17 protein-coding genes and 1 pseudogene are annotated in these 18,213 nt (G+C 64.5%); 5 read left to right on the top strand and 13 right to left on the bottom strand.

The genetic code is table 11. The features are described 5' to 3' along the window. Positions 1 to 49: 49 nt before the first annotated feature. From OKW27_RS25540 to lpxK, 6 genes and pseudogenes are all read right to left on the bottom strand, one after another. Positions 50 to 808, bottom strand: a complete 759-nt coding sequence (locus tag OKW27_RS25540; protein ID WP_090805443.1) for a 3-hydroxyacyl-CoA dehydrogenase — start codon at positions 806 to 808, stop codon at positions 50 to 52. 258 nt (positions 809 to 1,066) lie between these two features. Continuing rightward, positions 1,067 to 1,732, bottom strand: a complete 666-nt coding sequence (adk, locus tag OKW27_RS25535) for an adenylate kinase (protein WP_176121699.1) — start codon at positions 1,730 to 1,732, stop codon at positions 1,067 to 1,069. A gap of 211 nt (positions 1,733 to 1,943) precedes the next feature. Further along, positions 1,944 to 2,285, bottom strand: coding sequence for a cytidylyltransferase domain-containing protein (locus OKW27_RS25530; RefSeq protein ID WP_429335234.1), 342 nt, complete (start codon positions 2,283 to 2,285; stop codon positions 1,944 to 1,946). After that, positions 2,284 to 2,739 (bottom strand): annotated as a pseudogene (locus tag OKW27_RS25525) (cytidylyltransferase domain-containing protein); the annotation flags it as partial. The pseudogene OKW27_RS25525 and the gene OKW27_RS25530, both read right to left, overlap by 2 nt. A gap of 208 nt (positions 2,740 to 2,947) precedes the next feature. Further along, a complete protein-coding gene (locus OKW27_RS25520; protein WP_007180583.1) occupies positions 2,948 to 3,151 on the bottom strand; it encodes a Trm112 family protein in 204 nt (67 codons plus the stop codon). Continuing rightward, positions 3,132 to 4,148, bottom strand: a complete 1,017-nt coding sequence (gene lpxK / locus OKW27_RS25515; protein WP_429335233.1) for a tetraacyldisaccharide 4'-kinase — start codon at positions 4,146 to 4,148, stop codon at positions 3,132 to 3,134. The genes OKW27_RS25520 and lpxK overlap by 20 nt, the downstream gene beginning before the upstream one ends. A gap of 549 nt (positions 4,149 to 4,697) precedes the next feature. Between lpxK and xseA the strand changes: the two genes are divergently transcribed. From xseA to OKW27_RS25500, 3 genes are all read left to right on the top strand, one after another. Further along, entirely contained in the window at positions 4,698 to 6,077 is a 1,380-nt protein-coding gene (xseA, locus tag OKW27_RS25510) for an exodeoxyribonuclease VII large subunit (RefSeq protein WP_090801614.1), read from the top strand. A 216-nt stretch (positions 6,078 to 6,293) separates the two neighbouring features. Next, positions 6,294 to 6,872 (top strand): superoxide dismutase [Fe], encoded by a 579-nt coding sequence (sodB, locus tag OKW27_RS25505; protein WP_013090345.1) that lies wholly within the window; start codon positions 6,294 to 6,296, stop codon positions 6,870 to 6,872. 618 nt (positions 6,873 to 7,490) lie between these two features. Further along, positions 7,491 to 8,042, top strand: a complete 552-nt coding sequence (locus tag OKW27_RS25500) for a glycine zipper family protein (protein ID WP_090801611.1) — start codon at positions 7,491 to 7,493, stop codon at positions 8,040 to 8,042. Between the two features lie 121 nt (positions 8,043 to 8,163). Here OKW27_RS25500 and OKW27_RS25495 read toward each other — a convergent pair whose 3' ends face one another. The 3 genes from OKW27_RS25495 to OKW27_RS25485 all read right to left on the bottom strand — a co-directional run bounded on the left by OKW27_RS25495 (position 8,164) and on the right by OKW27_RS25485 (position 10,772). Further along, entirely contained in the window at positions 8,164 to 9,714 is a 1,551-nt protein-coding gene (locus OKW27_RS25495; protein ID WP_429335232.1) for an NYN domain-containing protein, read from the bottom strand. Between the two features lie 164 nt (positions 9,715 to 9,878). Then, on the bottom strand, positions 9,879 to 10,526 hold the full coding sequence (gene clpP, locus OKW27_RS25490) for an ATP-dependent Clp endopeptidase proteolytic subunit ClpP (RefSeq protein WP_429335231.1): 648 nt from the start codon (positions 10,524 to 10,526) through the stop codon (positions 9,879 to 9,881). Between the two features lie 57 nt (positions 10,527 to 10,583). Next, positions 10,584 to 10,772: a hypothetical protein gene (locus tag OKW27_RS25485; protein ID WP_184058213.1), complete on the bottom strand. Its 189-nt coding sequence runs from the start codon at positions 10,770 to 10,772 to the stop codon at positions 10,584 to 10,586. A gap of 24 nt (positions 10,773 to 10,796) precedes the next feature. On the opposite strand from OKW27_RS25485, the gene OKW27_RS25480 reads away from it, so the two are divergent. After that, entirely contained in the window at positions 10,797 to 11,852 is a 1,056-nt protein-coding gene (locus OKW27_RS25480; RefSeq protein ID WP_429335230.1) for a sigma-70 family RNA polymerase sigma factor, read from the top strand. Here OKW27_RS25480 and OKW27_RS25475 read toward each other — a convergent pair. The 3 genes from OKW27_RS25475 to OKW27_RS25465 form a co-directional block, all read right to left on the bottom strand. Then, the gene (locus tag OKW27_RS25475; RefSeq protein ID WP_429335229.1) at positions 11,808 to 13,082 is read right to left on the bottom strand and encodes an EAL domain-containing protein; all 1,275 of its coding nucleotides are present in this window, start codon (positions 13,080 to 13,082) and stop codon (positions 11,808 to 11,810) included. The genes OKW27_RS25480 and OKW27_RS25475 overlap by 45 nt on opposite strands. A gap of 334 nt (positions 13,083 to 13,416) precedes the next feature. Next, positions 13,417 to 14,877: a multidrug transporter subunit MdtD gene (gene mdtD / locus OKW27_RS25470; RefSeq protein WP_429335228.1), complete on the bottom strand. Its 1,461-nt coding sequence runs from the start codon at positions 14,875 to 14,877 to the stop codon at positions 13,417 to 13,419. Between the two features lie 129 nt (positions 14,878 to 15,006). Continuing rightward, the gene (locus OKW27_RS25465; protein WP_429335227.1) at positions 15,007 to 16,425 is read right to left on the bottom strand and encodes a PLP-dependent aminotransferase family protein; all 1,419 of its coding nucleotides are present in this window, start codon (positions 16,423 to 16,425) and stop codon (positions 15,007 to 15,009) included. A gap of 183 nt (positions 16,426 to 16,608) precedes the next feature. Here OKW27_RS25465 and OKW27_RS25460 point away from each other — a divergent pair, with 183 nt between their 5' ends. Further along, positions 16,609 to 16,914, top strand: coding sequence for a DUF2917 domain-containing protein (locus OKW27_RS25460; RefSeq protein ID WP_090801599.1), 306 nt, complete (start codon positions 16,609 to 16,611; stop codon positions 16,912 to 16,914). A gap of 35 nt (positions 16,915 to 16,949) precedes the next feature. On the opposite strand, the gene OKW27_RS25455 is transcribed toward OKW27_RS25460, so the two are convergent. Continuing rightward, entirely contained in the window at positions 16,950 to 18,191 is a 1,242-nt protein-coding gene (locus OKW27_RS25455; protein ID WP_429335226.1) for a citrate/2-methylcitrate synthase, read from the bottom strand. Positions 18,192 to 18,213: the final 22 nt, after the last annotated feature.

Genomic DNA, 18,213 nt, shown 5'->3' with positions numbered 1-18,213 from the left:
TGCAGGCCTTGGCCTAGCATCGGCGACCAGATCGATCGCTAAGCGATCCTCACTTCGGCTGCATGCGGATCGCGCCGTCCAGCCGGATCACCTCGCCGTTCAGCATCGGATTGTCGAAGATCTGCTTGGCGAGCATCGCGTATTCGGCCGGTTTGCCGAGGCGCGGCGGGAACGGCACCATCGCACCGAGCGCGTCCTGCACTTCCTGCGGCATGCCGAGCAGCATCGGCGTTTCGAAGAGGCCGGGGGCGATCGTCATCACGCGGATCGCGTTGCGCGACAGGTCTCGCGCGATCGGCAGCGTCATACCGACCACGCCAGCCTTCGAGGCGGAGTAGGCCGCCTGGCCGATCTGGCCGTCGAACGCGGCGACCGATGCGGTGTTGATGATCACGCCGCGCTCGCCGTTGGCGTTCGGCTCGTTCTTCGACATTTGCACCGCGGCGAGCCGGATCATGTTGAACGTGCCGATCAGATTGATCGAGATCGTGCGCGTGAACAGATCGAGCGAATGGGGGCCATCCTTGCCGACGGTCTTCGCGGCCGGCGCGACGCCCGCGCAGTTGACGAGACCGCGCAGCGTACCGAGCTTCGTCGCGGCTTCGACGGCCTGTTGCGCGTCCTCTTCCCGGCTCACGTCGCATTTGACGAAAGCGCCGCCGAGTTCCTTTGCGAGCGCCTCGCCCGCGTCCAGATTCAGGTCGGCGAGGACGACTTTGCCGCCGTTCTCGACGAGCAGGCGCGCGGTGGCAGCGCCGAGCCCTGATGCGCCGCCGGTGATCAGGAACACGTTGTCACGAATTTCCATGTCTTCTCCTTTGCTACGGTTGTTCAGTGCGGTCTCGAGCGAAGCATTTTTCGACGACGATCGATTGTAGCGGCTGTGCTGCGCTGCGGAAAGCGAAGCGGGCGGCGGCATGCAAGCGCTATGGAAACCTGACTGGTTCCGCTGGGCGTTCCCCACCGCTTGCCGCTTTTGGTTTGCACCGAGCCAAATAAAAAACCCGCCCAACGTGGGCGGGTTTTGGTCAAACGAAAACAGCGGTAATGCTTGGACCAAGCCGGCTTACTTCAGCGCGTCGAACGCGCGGGCGCGAATTTCATCGACGCTGCCGAGGCCCGAAATGCGGCGATATTGGGGCGCCTTCACCGAGCTCGACGCATCGCCGTTCTTCGCCCAGCTGTTGTAGTACTCGATCAGCGGCTTGGTTTGCGATTCGTACACTTCCAGACGCTTCTTGACCGTTTCTTCCTTGTCGTCGTCGCGCTGGATCAGCGGCTCGCCGGTCACGTCGTCGATGCCCTCGACCTTCGGCGGATTGAACGTCACGTGATAGGTGCGGCCCGACGCGGGGTGCGAGCGACGGCCGCTCATGCGCACGATGATCTCGTCGAACGGCACGTCGATTTCGAGCACGTAGTCGATCGCGACACCGGCCTGCTTCATTGCTTCGGCTTGCGGAATCGTGCGCGGGAAGCCGTCGAACAGATAGCCGTTCGCGCAGTCCGGCTGCTGCAGACGTTCCTTCACGAGGTTGATGATCAGCTCATCCGTGACGAGCTCGCCGGCGTCCATGAAGCGCTTTGCTTCGAGGCCGAGCGGCGTGCCAGCCTTGACGGCCGCGCGCAGCATGTCGCCGGTCGAAATTTGCGGGATGCCGAACTTTTCCTTGATGAAGTTGGCCTGAGTGCCTTTGCCGGCACCCGGTGCACCCAACAGGATCAAACGCATGGATATCTCCAGATCTATGTGAATTCTTTGTTGACGCGGCATGCTTCCCGGCGATTCTCGCAGGTTGCGCATCGGCTACCGTTGGCTACCTCGCGCTGCACGTCGAATACGACGGCGCTGCAAGATCCGCACGGCGCGACCGGGATAACCCGAGTGTCGCCTGCGCTGGGAGGCGCGCATAACCGTTCGATTATGCCACGGCTTCCCGCGCTCAAGACCCGAATAAGGCCCGTACGCGCGCGAGATCGGCGGGGGTATCGACCCCCGCCAACGGTACGTCTTGCGTGACGAGGACCGCGATGCGCTCGCCATGCCACATCGCGCGCAGTTGTTCGAGCGCTTCGACCTGCTCGATCGGCGAGATCGCGAGGCTCGGGTACGTGCGCAGAAATTTCGCGCGATACGCGTACAGGCCGATGTGCCGGTATACGACGGCGGGCGCGGCCGGCGTCGGCATCGACGCGACGTCGGGCCAGTGCGGTTGCCATGCGTCGCGCGCCCACGGGATCGGCGCGCGCGAGAAATACAGCGCGACGCCGCGCGCATCGGGCACGACCTTGACGACGTTCGGATTGAAAATTTCGGCGGGATCGGTGATCGGAATGCGCGGCCGTCGCGATCGCGCAGTCGCTCGTCGTTGCCAGATGCGCGGCGACGCCGCGCACGAGCGCCGGGTCGATCAGCGGCTCGTCGCCCTGCACGTTGACGACGATCGTGTCGTCGCTCCAGCCGAAACGCGTCGCCACTTCCGCGAGACGGTCGGTGCCCGACGGATGGTCGGCGCGCGTGAGTACCGCGTCGAAGCCGTGGTCTCGCGCCGCGTCGAGCACTTCCTGCGCGTCCGACGCGACCAGCACCTGTTGCGCGCCCGATTCGCGCGCGCGCTGCGCGACGCGCACGACCATCGGTTTGCCGCCGATGTCCGCGAGCGGCTTGTTGGGCAGACGCGTCGACGCGAGGCGGGCCGGCACGACGGCGATAAACGGATGAGGGGTGGTGTGGATCATCGGATCAGGAACGGTCGGCGATCAGGCCGGAGGAAGAGGCTGCGCGCGCGACGCTCACGCAGAGTCGGACATGAGCCGGAGCGGCGAAAACGGCTGCGGATCGATTTTGGAGCGCATGCGGGGAGGGGGCGGTGGCATCGATGAAGCCTGCCTTGACCCGCGCGCGAGCGAGACGACGCGACGCCTCGCGCTGCAGTGGCGCTGCGGGTCAGGCGACCGAGCCGGGATTCAGATCGACCGGCGTGCCTTCGACGGTCTGCCTCGCTTCGTCGACGAGCATCACGGGAATGCCGTCGCGGATCGGATAGGCGAGCTTGTCCGCGTTGCAGATCAGTTCCTGCGCGGCGCGGTCGTAGCTGAGCGGGCCCTTGCAGATCGGGCAGACGAGGATTTCAAGCAGGCGAGCGTCCACGGACTTTCTCCACAACTAATGCAGTGAGGCGGTGATCAAGCGCGGCTTCGACCGGGACTACCCAGATGCGCGCGTCGTGCCAAGCCCCCAATTTTACCGCATCCTTTTCCGTAATCAGGATCGCGTCGGCGTCGACGTCGGTGAACGGATTGCGCTCGAACGTGTAGTGGTCGGGCAGCGCGCGCGTCGTGGGCGCGAGGCCGGCCGCGCGCACTGTCGCGAAAAAGCGTTCCGGCGCGCCGATGCCGGCCGCGGCCAGCACGCGTTGACCGGCGAATTGCGCAAGCGGGCGGCGCAGTGCGGGATTGTCGAGATGCCACGCGTCGGCAGGGGCGAGCTGCAGTGCGAACGTGTTCGGCCACGCGGGCAGCGTGCGCGCATACGGATCGTTGATCAGCGTCGCGTCGCGGCGGCGCGACAGCGGCTCGCGCAGCGGCCCGGCCGGTAGCAGGAAACCGTTGCCGCCGAGCCGGTGATCGAACACGACGAGTTCGACATCGCGCGCGAGGCGATAGTGCTGCAAGCCGTCGTCGCTGACGATCACGTCGACGTCGCGATGCGCGGCGCACAGCGCCTGCGCGGCGGCGACGCGGTCCGGACAGACCCACACGGGTGCGCCGGTGCGGCGCGCGATCAGTAACGGCTCGTCTCCGCCGACCCGTGCCGACGAACCGGGCGTGACCCGGGTCGGCGTGCTCACGCGCGCGCCGTAGCCGCGCGACACGATGCCGGGCGTTAAGCCCGCGGCGCGCAACGCTTCGACGAGCGCGATGACGGTCGGCGTCTTGCCGGTGCCCCCGACCGTCACGTTGCCGACCACCACCACCGGCACGCCGACGCGCACCGATTTCAGCCAGCCGAGCGAAAACACGGCGCGGCGCGCGGCCGCGACTGCGCCGAACACGCAGGCGAGCGGCGTCAGCGCCCAGGCGAGCGGTCCACGTTGCTGCCATTCGCGCGCGAGGCGCGCTCCGAGACGGTCGCTGAGTTCGCTCATGGGCGGGTTGCGAGCACGGACTGCGCGCCGTGCGCACTGCGCGGGGTCAACATCAACGCGGTTCTCCGGGCAATCGAATGCGAATACGGGTCGAAAAATGAGGTGCGAGCGGCGCGTCGAAAGAGCCCGCGCCCAGTGGCCTCGGGCCGGGCAAGCTCTCCGCCGCGCTGCGCGAGCGACATACCGTCGAACCCGGCACTGTAGCGCGCGGGCGTCCCGCCCGGCAAGTCGCGTAAGGTCCAACGCGCGCCGCTCCACGCTATGTGCGGTTGCTCACAGTCTGTGGATAACTTTGTGGAGAACCTGCCGTCCGATCGTCCCGAAGGGCCATTCCGTGCGCTTTGGATCGTAGTACTCGCTCGCTATCGAGATGCAAACGCCATATAAATCAAGGCTCTGCCAGGAATTTATTGACGTTGGCGGGCGTTCTGGCGGAATTCGTCAGGCGGTTCCCGCCATGTGGACACTTTTAACAATCCTGCGATTCCGGCTGGACGCCGCTCTTCGCTCGGTCTATCGTCTGTCCGGCCAGCGCTATTTATTCCTTGCATGAACCCCGAAAATCCTTTTGCTTCTGCGGCCACACCTGGCGGTGAGGTCGTCGTTCCCGTCTCCGCGCTCAATCGCGCGATCGGCACGATGCTCGAACGCTCGTTTCCACTTGTTTGGGTCGCGGGTGAAGTGTCGAACTTCACGCGCGCCGCGAGCGGCCATTGGTACTTCTCGATCAAGGACGCGCAGGCGCAGATGCGCTGCGTGATGTTCCGCGGTCGAGCTCAGTACGCCGAATTCATGCCGCGCGAAGGCGATCGCATCGAAGTGCGCGCCCTCGTCACAATGTACGAGCCGCGCGGCGAACTGCAGCTTAATGTCGAAGCGGTGCGCCGCACCGGCCAGGGGCGTTTGTACGAAGCGTTTCTGCGGTTGAAGGCGCAACTCGAGGCCGAGGGGCTGTTCGCCGCGGAGCGCAAGCGCGCACTGCCGACGCATCCGCGCGCGATCGGTATCGTCACGTCGTTGCAGGCGGCCGCATTGCGCGATGTGCTGACGACGCTGTCGCGTCGCGCGCCGCATATTCCGGTGATCGTTTATCCGGCGCCGGTGCAGGGCGCGGGCGTCAGCGCGAAGCTCGCGGCGATGGTCGAGGCGGCTGGCGCGCGCCGCGAGGTCGACGTGCTGATCGTGTGTCGCGGCGGCGGCTCGATCGAAGATCTGTGGGCGTTCAACGAAGAAGTGCTCGCGCGCGCGATTGCGGAAAGCGTCATACCCGTGGTGAGCGGCGTCGGTCACGAGACCGATTTCACGATTGCCGATTTCGCCGCCGACGTACGTGCACCGACGCCGACCGGTGCCGCCGAACTCGTCAGTCCACAGCGCGTCATGCTGCTGCGCGAACTTGATCATCGGCACGCGACGCTCGCGCGCGCGTTCGGCCGCATGATGGAGCGGCGCGCGCAGCAGCTCGACTGGCTGGCGCGCCGGCTCGTGTCGCCCGCCGAGCGGCTCGCGCGGCAGCGCACGCATCTGCAGCAGTTGCGCGTTCGGCTCGCGTCGGCGGGCGCCCGGCCGGTGCGCGACGCTCGTGCGCGATTTTCGCTGCTGCAGATGCGCTGGCAACGCTGGCGTCCGGATCTCGCGGCCGAGCGCACGCGCGTCAACGTGTTGGCGCAGCGTCTGAATGCGGCGCTATCGCGCCGGCATGAACGACAGGTCGCGCGCATCGACATGCTCAGCGCGCGACTCGAAGTGCTGAGTCCACAGCGCACGCTCGAACGCGGTTATGCGGCCGTGCTCGATGCGCAAAGCGGTCGGGCGATTCGCACGCCGTCGTCGCTGAAACCTGGACGTCGTCTGACGATGCATCTCGCCGAAGGCTCGGCCGATGTCGCGCTCGCCGACGTGCAGGCGCGTCTGACCGACGGTTTCTGACGTTTCACCGGTGGGCGCGTGATGCCCTGTTTACTGTCTTCCGACGAGCCGGGCACGCGCCATGCGCGCCCTTCTCATGGGCCTTGCGCACGGCGTGTTCGACATGCCGGACACAAAGGCCGTTGGTTTGCGGGGTTATTCCAACTCGCCTACAATCGAGTGCTCGATAGCGTCATCCGCAGACTCCCCACAACAGATACAGAGAAGGAAAGCACCATGGAACATACGCTCCCGCCGCTGCCGTTTGCGAAAAACGCGCTCGCTCCGCACATGTCGGAAGAGACGCTCGAGTTTCACTATGGCAAGCATCACCAGACCTATGTGACCAACCTGAACAATCTGATCAAGGGCACCGAGTTCGAGAACCTGTCGCTGGAAGAGATCGTCAAGAAGTCGTCGGGCGGTATCTTCAACAATTCGGCTCAGGTGTGGAATCACACGTTCTTCTGGAACAGCCTGTCGCCGCAAGGTGGCGGCGCACCGACCGGCGCGCTGGCTGACGCCATCAACGCGAAGTGGGGTTCGTTCGACAAGTTCAAGGAAGAGTTTGCGAAGACCGCGGTCGGCACGTTCGGCTCGGGCTGGGCATGGCTCGTGAAGAAGGCTGATGGTTCGCTCGACCTCGTGTCGACGAGCAACGCCGCCACGCCGCTCACCACCGACGCGAAGGCTCTGCTGACGATCGACGTGTGGGAGCACGCTTACTACATCGACTATCGCAATGCGCGTCCGAAGTTCGTCGAGGCGTACTGGAACATCGTCAACTGGGACTTCGCAGCGAAAAACTTCGCTTGAGATTGCCGGTTGCGGCTCGCCGTCTGATGTCGTGATCCTTGCGGTCGCGTTTGAAGATGGTAGCCAGAGGCGAAAGCCCTCCATCGCGAGGGCTTTTTCTTTCTGGAGGCGATTGGAAGGGGAGGAATTGGTATTGCTTACCACCGAGGGATGCCCTTCTTACGCGCTTCTGAAAGAAGTTTGTCACAGTTGGTAACTGCGGTTTGGCGGGGCGCGGCGCTAAGTGAAATTGCCCTGCGGCTAATCGTCGGGGCCAGAATTCGTGGACATCTGTCGATGCCGATGAGCCCGGTCCCCGCCCGTCGACTTCGCCGAACTGGCGAGGGCGGGCGCTGGCGGCGGATGGTTCATATACCGGAAGTTCTGCGCGGTCGCGGCGCTCGGGAAGGTCGTCGCGCCCGGTTGCTGGAGTACGACGTTCGGCGCGGCCGGCGTCGTGTCAATCGATTGCCAGCTCATCTACAAGCATGACTTGATATAACGTACCAATCGCCGCAGCGACTCGCAGCAAGGTCGAGGCCAGCCAGCCGGGCAAAAAACTTTCTGTAACTGAGCCGTAACCACGGAATTTCGCGACTAGCCTAACGTTTGAATTCCAATCCTCCGAAGTGCACCGCCATGATTCCCAGCAATAAAACGATCAGCCTGGCGATTCCCGCCGCCGTCATCGCGCTCGCGTTAGGCGGTTGCGCAGTGGCGCCACCGAGCGGCCCGAGCATAGCCGCGATGCCGCGCAGCGGCGAGCCGCTCAGCCAGTTCCAGCAGAACGACTACGCGTGCCGCGACTACGCGAATCAATCAACGAATCCGTCCGGCGCTGCGCAGGCGGCCACCACGAACAGCGTGAACAGCGCGGCGCTCGGCACGCTCGGCGGCGCGGCGATCGGCGCGCTGTTCGGCGCCGCGGCGGGCAACGCCGGCGCGGGCGCGGCGATCGGCGCCGGCAGCGGTCTGCTGATCGGGGGCGCGAACGGCGCGAATGGCGCCCAGTATTCGGCGGCCGGCATGCAGGCGCGCTACGACACCGCCTACGCCCAGTGCATGACCTCGAAGGGTGAGACGATCGTTCAGCCGCAGCCTTACTATTCGACGCAGCCGGTGTACGTCGCGCCCCGTCCTTATTACGCGCCGCCTCCGCCCGTCATGTATGCGCCTTATCCGGCTTACTGAGCGGCGATAGCTGAGGCCGGCCGGCTTGCTTGTCTTGCATTGTCGGCCGGTACTGCATTTCAAGTCCGAAGGACGGTTGGGCGGTAGCTTTTAGCGACGATCGTCGAATCCGTGCCGCTCCTTATTCCGCGCTGTCGGTCGATGCCGCTTTGCGCGGGCGACGGCTCCGGGACGCCGTTTTACGGGCTGCCTTCCTCGCGGCCTCAGACCCTTCTTCCGAGTTGATTGCTGGAGCAGGGGGCGCGGCCGGCGCTGCGATCTCAGGTACTTCCTCGATCGTGCCTGGCGTGCTTTTCTTCACTTTCTTCGCGGCCGTTTTGCGCGATGCGCGCTTTTTGGCGCTTTGACGCTGCGCGGGTTGGTCGCTGTCGGTGGAATGGTCGGTTCCTTGGCCGAATACGACTTGTTCAGCGGCTGTATCCGCTTGCGCTGTTACAGCGCGAGCTTTGGACTCTTCAGCTATCGGTTCAGTGACGAACTCATGTGGGAGCGGCGCGTGTTCACGCGGTTCCTGCCGCTCGACCTCTTCGGCGGGTTCCGCGTGTTCGGTGAGAGCCGCAGCGGTAGCCGCATGCTCTTCATCAGCCGTTTCGTGGTGACCGCGCTTGCCGTGCGCGGCCTCCTGCTGACCCCGCCCCAGCTTGCGGTTGTTGCGCTCCTTGCGCCGCGACTTGTGCTTGCCGCCCGACTCGGACGCGGCCGCTTGCGCCGCCTGCGCTTCATACGAATGTTCGGCCGCCTGTTCGGCCGATACCGCTTCAGCCGACCCCGTTTCGGCAGACTCCGCCGCGGTTTCGCCGATGGTTTCACTTGCCGCTTCACTCGCAACGTTCACGGCTGTACTTCGATAGACGTACGCGCCTGACTTTTCATCGCGGCCGAATTCGAGCAGCCCGCGCGCCTGCGCTTCTTCCAGCAGATTGCCGAAAGCGCGAAACCCGTAATACGTCTCGTTGAAATCCGGTTTGCGCCGTTTGATCGCGTTCTTCAGCACGGACGCCCAGATCTTGCCGCTGTCGCCACGTTCGGAAGCGAGCGCGTCGAATGTCTGCACCGCAATTTCAACGGCCTTGCTGCGGCGCTTCTCCAGATCTTCCTTGGGCGGAGCCTTCTCTTCATCAGGCGCACGTTTGGCTGCCTGCTGGGTGTTCTGCTGCTGACGCGACGATTCGGGCCTTGCGACTGCGCGCTGACTTTCGCGTACAAGATCGTCGTAAAAGAAGAACTCGTCGCAATTCGCAATCAGCAGATCCGAGGTGGACTGTTGCACACCGACGCCGATCACCTGTTTGGCGTTCTCGCGCAGCTTCGACACGAGCGGCGAGAAATCCGAATCACCACTGATGATGACGAACGTATTGACGTGCGATTTCGTGTAACAAAGATCGAGCGCATCGACGACGAGCCGGATGTCGGCGGAATTCTTGCCCGATTGGCGCACGTGCGGAATTTCGATCAACTCGAAATTGGCCTCGTGCATCGCGCCTTTGAAGCTCTTGTAACGGTCCCAGTCGCAATACGCTTTCTTGACGACGATGCTGCCCTTCAGCAGCAGGCGCTCGAGCACCAGCTTGATGTCGAACTTGTCGTACTTCGCGTCGCGCACGCCAAGCGCGACATTCTCGAAGTCGCAGAACAGCGCCATGCTGACGTTTTCGTTGGATGACGCCATGTGTATCTCCATTGAAGCGGTCGTCGAAGTCGACGAATCGCGACATGATAGCGATTCCAGCGAAGGTGAGCAGCTTTTGTGGTGCGCTCGCACCGATCGGTAGGTGCGAATTTGCAGCCTGCGGTCCAACCGGTGGTCCAGCGGGCGGCTCGATGTCAGTTCCGTTACAGGGTGTCGCGACGGCCTGCGTTGTTCCATGTCGCGCGAGCTTCCAGCACGTCATCGATCAATCCGTATTCCCTCGCTTCGAGCGCCGACATGAAGTTGTCGCGGTCGGTGTCGCGCGCGATTTCTTCGATGCTGCGTCCGGTGCGCTCGGCCATCATCGCATTGAGACGCGCTCGTACATACAGCACCTCCTTGGCCTGGATTTCGATGTCCGCCGCGGTGCCCTGACCGCCGCCCGACGGCTGGTGAATCATGATGCGCGCATTGGGTAGCGCATACCGTTTGCCGCATTGACCCGCGGTGAGCAGAAAGGTGCCCATGCTCGCGGCAAAACCCGTGCACAAGGTCGAGACCTCCGGCTTGATGAACTGCAGGGTGTCGTAAATCGCGAGGCCGTCGTACACGGAGCCGCCGGGCGAGTTGATGTAAAAAGAAATATCCTTGTCGGGGTTCTCCGATTCGAGAAACAGCAATTGCGCGACGATCAGACTGGCTGACTGCTCGTTCACGGGCCCGACAAGAAAGACGATGCGCTCGCGCAGCAGGCGGGAGTAGATGTCATAGGCACGTTCGCCCCGGCCGGATTGTTCGATCACCGTGGGCACAAGGCCGAGGCCGGAGACAGACGGGTAACTGGAAGGCATGGATTCCTCGTTCAGATGGATGGCGCGGGCATTCCGGGATGCGCAGGCCGCCGCGGATCAGAAGCCGCGTGACATGCGCCGGTTGTTGCTCATTTGACGAAGCAGCCGCTGGCGTTGTGACAGGTTGTGACAGCGAATTTTTTTGCGCCGCGCTGTCACATCACCGGTTGCCCATGCGTCAAGCTCAGGAATACCGAGCATGACGCGCGCCTGAGCCATGCCGCCGGTATGCAGCCGCTTCTTCACCACGCACCATCGGGAGGTCTACGCATGACGGAACAGGGAATCGCCAAGGCATCCAGTTTCGAGGCCGCGCGCGCCCGTCTGCTGGCACTCGCATATCGGATGCTCGGCAGTCGCGCGGAGGCCGAAGACGTGGTGCAGGATGTCTGGCTCAAATGGCACCTGGCCGATACGCAGGCGGTGCAAACGCCGGTCGCGTGGCTCACCACGCTCACCACGCGCACGGCGATCGACCGTCTGCGGCATGCACAGCGCGAGCGTGCGTCACAGGCTAGTGGCTGGTTGCCGGAGCCGTGGCTCGACGAGGTCGCACCATCGGCGGAGGAGTTGGCGTTGCGAGCGGCAGATATGTCGTACGGCGTGATGCTGCTTCTCGAACATCTGAAACCAGACGAACGTGCGGCGCTCGTCCTGCATGAAGCGTTCGAGTGCGGTTATGCGGAAATCGCCTCGATTCTCGAGCGCACACCGGCCGCTTGCCGGCAAATGGTTCATCGCGCCAAGGAGCGTCTGAGACGTGCGGGGGCGCCGTTGGAGCGGCCCGATCCGGCGGTGCATGGGCGAATCGTCGAGCGTTTGCGCGCGGCGCTCGAAGCGCAAGACCGGGCGGGCCTGCTAGAGCTTTTCAGCGATGCGCCGCAACTGATCAGCGACGTGCCTTTGTACGCTCCGCCGCCTCCGTTCCCCACAGCCAACCCGGCCCTTCGAGCACAAGGGCCAAGGCCTGAAACCGAAGCGCAACGCGACCGCGAACCGGGTTCAGGTCCGAAGTGGATGGCTGTAGTCACATCGCTCGCGCAACAGGCGAGCCATGCGGAGGTGGTGTCGATGGCGGGTGCGGTGTGCATCGCACTGTTCTGCGACGGCGAGATCGTCGGGTTAATCGACGTGGTGACGGATGGCAAAACGGACCTTTCGGCGAAAATCGTCTCGCTGCGCATCCTGACCAGCGCCGCGCATCTGCGGGCGGCCAACCGGATGCTGGGCCGTGATGCGGTCATGGAACTGCTTGCCCGCATCAAGGACCATCCGGGGGCGTCAGTTACGGTGAGCCGCGACTTCCCAGTTGATGTCGACGCATAGCACCTGCGTACCATGCGACGTGTGCGCGGCAATCGAGGCGGTCACGCACAGATGCGCTTCGTTGATCGACAGATACGGCGGCGTCAGATTAACCCGCCCCGGTTGACGCATCGCCTGAATGAAGTACGGGCGGCGCTCCCAACTCGCGCCTTCGGAATGCAGCAGCGGGCTGAAGCGCTTTGCGCGTTGCGATGTGCGCCCCGGCGGCAGCACGTTGTCGCCGATCTGCCGCCCCGAACCGTCCAAAACAAAGCAGCGCGCCGTTTCTCCGAGCGCGAGCAGAGGTGCGGTCGCCTGCATGATCGATTCCCCGGCAACCAGCTGCGCGGCGGCTGCCTCGAGCGCCGTGACATACGGCGCGAGCCGCGCGGATTGCGCTTTCTCTCGAGCGGCAACGCGTTCGCGCAGCGAAGCGGAGAGCGAATCCATCAGGCCAGCGGCAACTTGCGGCTTGACGGGTTCGACGCTCGGACCCGCGAAAAATGCGCCCTGGACGAAGTCGACATTGCATTCGAGCGCGATCAGCGCATCACGTTCGGTGCTCAGACCGCCCATCAGCACCAGTTGCCCAGACTCGTGCAACAGAGAGACGAGGCCCGGCAGCACGCGCTCGATATGCGAGTGTTCACTCGCTTGCGCGAGGATGCAGCGGTCGAGCGTGACGATGTCCGGCCGCAGATTCCACACCCGGTCGATGTTCGAATGCTTGGCGCCAAAGCCGTCGAGCGCGATCAGGAAACCGGCCTTGCGCAGCGAATCGACGATTTCGGCGAAGCGCGTGGTTTCGCCGCCAGCCTGTTCGGATACTTCGAGCACCACGCGCTGCGGCGGCAGGCCGAGCGCCTTCAGGCTGGCAAGCAGCGCGTCGCCGTAGCTGGTGTCCATCAGTGCGGCCGGATGCAGGCTGAGGAAGAGCCATTCGTCGTGGCTGTCGAATGCGTTGAAGTTGCCGAGGTGCAGCGATTCGGCCAGCCGTCCGAGTTCCAGCAGATCGCCGCGTCGCGCGGCCTGCGTAAAGACTTCGTGCGAGGGCACTTGCCGCTCATGCTCGTCGTGCACGCGCAGCGACGCGTGATACCCGATCGCGCGCCGGTGCGATACCGAAAAGACCGGCTGAAACACGCTGAAAACGGTGTAGCCGCCATAGAGAACGGTACGCCGGGAGCCTTCGTCGCCGGCCATCGGGCGTGGTGGCTGGAAGCCGGGAGGATCGAGTTCGATCATGCTCATCGTGTCAGTCGTGTGGAAATGGCGGCGCTTGCTGGGCCAGGCAGGAGTTCGCGCGCGCAGACCAAGAGTTTACAGGATAGACGAGCAAGAACTATGCGCGTGTTCGAACAAAGCTCGAGCGTCCACCAGCAATGCTCCGAGGAAATCGTTGTGCGCCCGCCGCGGTACGAAGGCGATAACGCGCACTTCGCTGGTGCGGGACGCGCCCTGTTGCGGGTCGGCGACGCTGTGCAAGCGTGCTGCGTGCTGCGTGCTGCGTGCTGCGTGCGCGGAGCGATGCCCGGAAATCCGTTCGCGAGTGCACGAGGATGCGTCGTCCTGGCTACTGCGGCTTTCAAGTACGCTCCGAAGGATCGGTCTTTTTCGCGGGCGTGCGAATCTCCGGCGACAACTGCGCAAAGATCCATGACGAGCATGCGGTGATGATGCCGACACACAGGAACGTCGCATGAAACGCGGGCAGCGAATTGGCGCCAGTCGCGCGTTGCATGATGCCGGTAAAGGTTGTCAGCAACGCACCGGCCACCGTCACGCCGAGACTCATCGAAAGCATCTGCACGAGCGAAAACAGGCTATTGCCGCTGCTGGCGCCGCCGGTGCCGAGGTCCTTCAACGTCAACGTGTTCATCGCGGTGAACTGCATCGAGTTCACGCCGCCGAAGATCGCCAGTTGCACGAGCCGCAGCCACAGCGGCTGATGCGTGCTCGTGAGCGCGAAACTCGCCATCATCAGGCCGACCAGAATCGTGTTCGCCATCAGCACGCGCCGGTAGCTGTACTTCAGAATCAGCTTCGTCACGAGGCGCTTCGTCGCCATGCCCGCGGCCGCCACGGGCAGCATCATCAGCCCGGCTTCGAATGCGCTATAGCCGAGGCTCACCTGCAACAGCAGAGGAATCAGGTAGGGCATCGAGCCGCTGCCGATCCGCGCGAACAGATTACCGAGCAGCCCAACGCTAAACGTGTGGATCTTGAACAGATCGAGCGGGAAGATCGGCGCGGGCACGCGCACCGCGTGCAGCCCATACGCAACGAAGCACGCCATGCTCAGAATCAGCAGCACCAGCACCGTCGCATGTTGAATGCCGAACTCGGTGCGGCCGTCGAGCGCGAACGAAATCGCCACCATGCCCACCACCAGCAACAGGTAGCCGCCAAGGTCGAATTTGCTCGTGTGTTCGTTGCGGCTATCCGGCATGAAGATAAACGTCGCGATGCAGCCCACGATGCCCACCGGCACGTTGATCAGAAAGATCCAGTGCCACGACGCGATCTTGACGAGCCAGCCACCGAGCGTCGGTCCGATCAACGGTCCGATCAGCCCCGGAATCGCCACGAACGACAACGCCGGCAGATAGCGCTCAGCCGGAAAGGTTCGCAGCACCGCGAGCCGCCCAACGGGCAGAAGCATCGCGCCGCCCACGCCTTGCAGAACGCGAAACAGCACCAGTTGGTTCAGCGTATGCGCGTTCGCGCACAGCAACGAGCCCACCGCGAACACGAGGATCGCACTGAAGAACACGCGCCGCGTGCCGAGTCTGTCGGCGAGCCAGCCGGACACGGGGATCATCACCGCCATCGTCAGCGAGTAGCCGATCACCACCGATTGCATGCGCAGCGGCAGTTCGCCGAGGCTTGTCGCCATCGCGGGCAGCGCGGTGTTGACGATCGTCGAATCGAGCGTCTGCATGAAGAAGCCGGTGGCGACCAGCCACAGCATCACGGTCAGCGAGCGGGGCGAAGGACCCGAGGGGATATCGGGAGCGAGGGCGGGCGGAGGCGTCGTCGTGGACATATGAGGTGGCTAGGCGCGCTCGGTCGGGTTGGGACTCGCTATTCTAGGGAAAAGCGGGTCCCGGCGCAGCGGGCGGCGCAGCGTTGCGCGGGTGTCGGTGCTGCGTCACGGCCGCGCTCCGCGCCGTGTTCACGCATCAGGCGGCAACTGCGCCGCCGCATGAAAAAACGCCTGCGCACGTGGCTCGTTGCCAAACGCCACATGAATTCTGATCCACGGGCTCACCTCCCGGTTCGGCCTGAAGTGTTGTCCAGGCAGCACCGTCACTCCGAGGGGCACGCCGCATTCAACGAGCCGCTCGGCGTCCGCGACATGCGGCACGCGTGCCCACACGAACTTGCCGCCCGCTGGTTCTTCGAAGATCTCCCAGCCGGTATCTTCGAGTGTCTGGACGGTCGAGCCGAGCGCGCCGCGCATCTGGCGGCGCAGTCGCTCCAGATATTTGCGATATGCGCCGCGCTCCAGCATCGACACCGCCACCGCTTCGGCAAAGCGCGAACAGCCGATGCTCGTCAGCATCTTGATGTCGACCAGGTCCTTGATGATCGCGTGACTCGCAACCACGTAGCCGACCCGCAGCGAAGACGACAGCGTTTTCGACAATCCGCCGATGTAGATCACCTGTTCGAGTTGGTCGAGGGTGGCCAGGCGGTCGGTGAGCTCGGTCTGAAAATCCGCGTAGATATCGTCCTCGATGATCTGGAAGCCATGCTCTCGCGCCATTTGCAGCAAACGGAATGCGACCTGCGGTGCGACCGTGGTGCCGGTCGGATTGTGGAACACGGTGTTGATGAGCAGCAATCTGGGCCGGTGCAGCTTCAGTTGCGCCTGCATCGTGTCGAGGTCGGGACCATTGCCGGTGCGTGGAATGCCGATCAGCTTCATGCCGTGCAGGCGCAACAGGCCGTACAGGTTGTAGTAACCGGGGTCCTCGACAAAGATCGTGTCGCCTGGCTTGAGCATGTAGCGCACCAGCAGATCGAACGCCTGGCTCGCGCCATTGGTGATTAGAATCTGCGATGCGTCTGCCTGGATGCCCAACTGGCCAATGCGGCCGCGCAACTGTTCGCGCAAGACCGGGTTGCCGAGCGGCGTCGCGTACTCGACCATGCTAGCCGGATCGGTTCGCGACACGTGGCGGATCGCCTGCGCAATGCCATCGATGTCGCGCCAGCTTTCGGGGATGAAACCGGTGCTGAGCTTCAGCGTCTCGCCCGGAAAGTTGAATTGCTCGAGCAGATGGTCCGACTCGACATCGGCGCGGCGCGGGTCCGAAGTGCCCTGGCAGCGCATGTCGGTCGGTTGGCGATCGGCGACGTAAAAGCCGGAGCCGTGGCGCGAGTCGACATAGCCGAGCGACACCAACCGGTCGTATGCCTCGATCACCGGAAAGCGGCTTACGCCGAAGTCGGCGGCGAACTGGCGGATCGACGGCAGCTTTGAGCCAGGATGCGCATTGCGCGAGCGGATCCACGCCGAGACGCCCGCGACGATCTGCTCGGTCAGCGGCACGCCGTTGTCCCGATCGAGCTGGATTTCGAGTTTCATACGCTTGCCTTCTGTCGCCGGCCTGCGAGCGCGAAAGTTTTAAACCTGCGCCGCGCGAGCGATGCCAACTGTTCGGTTTTTTGACTGAACAGTTCCGATGGAAGTGTTCGGAACTGTGCATGGGTCTCCGATCATCGCACGTCAATAATCGGTACAACAGAAAGTTCATCGAGGAGAACGGCGATGCGAGAAGTGCGAGTTTTCGAGCTGGAACATGGCGAGCCCGTCACGGCCTGGCGGGTTGCGCGTCCGACGATTTTCAAGGTGATCAGCGGCAACGTCTGGCTGACCGTCGAGGGCGAGCATGAGGATCACTGGCTGGCGGCGGGGCAGTCGATCGAGTTAGCGCGTGGATCGGTGGCATGGATCAGCGCCGGGCGGGCCGGGGCGCGTTTTGCGCTGGCGAGCGGCTCGGAACGCAGGTTGCCGAGGCTGCTATTCGGCTGGCCGATGCCGGCTTGGCTGGCGCGTCGGCCGGGCGTGGTCTGATGCAGGGCGAACGGCGAGCCGCCTCTTCCCGGTCCCTAAGCAGCACCTCCCGCCTCATACTCCCCGATATACCGCGCCCGCGGCCGGATCAACCGGCCATCGCGCGCCTGCTCCATCGCGTGCGCGATCCAGCCGACCACCCGCCCGAGCGCGAACAGCGTGAACGCGGCCCCGCTCGGCAAGCCGAGCACGCGCTCGATCGCGGCAAGCGCGAAATCCACCGTCGGCTCCGCGCCGGTCGTGTCGCGCACCGCTCGCGCGACCTGCTGCACCTCGTTGAGCGGCGAGCGGGCTGGCGCGCAGTCGGCGAGCATCGTCAGCAATAGCCGCGCGCGCGGATCACCGTCCGGATAGAGCGGATGACCGAAGCCCGACGGCAGCGGCCCTTGCGCGCCGTGCTCGTAGCGCGCGAGACGGTTCGCCAGGTAGCGGTCCAGCTCGGGCGAGCGCGACGCCTCATCGAGCAGCGCGGCGATGCGCACGGTTTCGCCGCCGTGACGCGGCCCGGAAAGCGCCGCGAGCCCGCCCGCGACCGCACCGAACAGGTGCGTGCCCGTCGACGTGATACAACGGACCGTGAACGTCGACGCGTTCAGCTCGTGATCCGCGCAGGCGACCAAGGCCGCGCGCAGCAATCCGCTTTGCTGACGGCTGCGCACCCGCCAGGCCGTCGCGATCTGCCGATGCAGCGGTTCGTTCGACGGCGCCGCCGGCAGCATCGCGGCGGCCAGCAGCCGCGTCACGGCGCACGCGGTGTCGAGCTGCGCATCGCGGCCGAGCGCCCACACGCGCGGCATCTGCGCGGCGGCGGCCGGCAGCAGCACCAGCGCGCGATCGAGCGGCGTGCTGTCACTCCACAGCTTGAGCCACGCGGCCCATTGCGCGGGGGCGAGCGGCACGACCGGCGCATCGGCGATGCGCCGCGCGCTGCATTCCCACAACAGCGCCGCGACGTCTTCGAGTGACGCACTGCGCGCGAGCTCGATCGCATCGTGCCCGCGATACAGCAGCCGACCGTCCGCGACCAGCGTGATCGACGATTCGAGCACCGGTACGCCCCAGTCGAGCACCTTCTGCGCGACCTTGCCGGCGCGTTTGCCGTCCGCCTTGCGACGCGCGAGGCGGCGCACCTCGGCGGCATCGTAGAGCCGATGCCTGCCTTGCGCATCCGGCGACGAGCCGAGCATGCCTCGGCTTACATACGCGTACAGCGTCGGCAAGCTGACGCCGAGCGTTGCGGCCGCTTCGGCGGCGCTCAGGTAAATCGGGGCTGGCATAAAAGTGGGTATAAACCGAAGA

This window comes from Paraburkholderia sp. 35.1 (assembly GCF_050436525.1).
GTDB lineage: Bacteria > Pseudomonadota > Gammaproteobacteria > Burkholderiales > Burkholderiaceae > Paraburkholderia > Paraburkholderia tuberum.
This window is presented reverse-complemented; position numbering and strand designations above follow the sequence as displayed.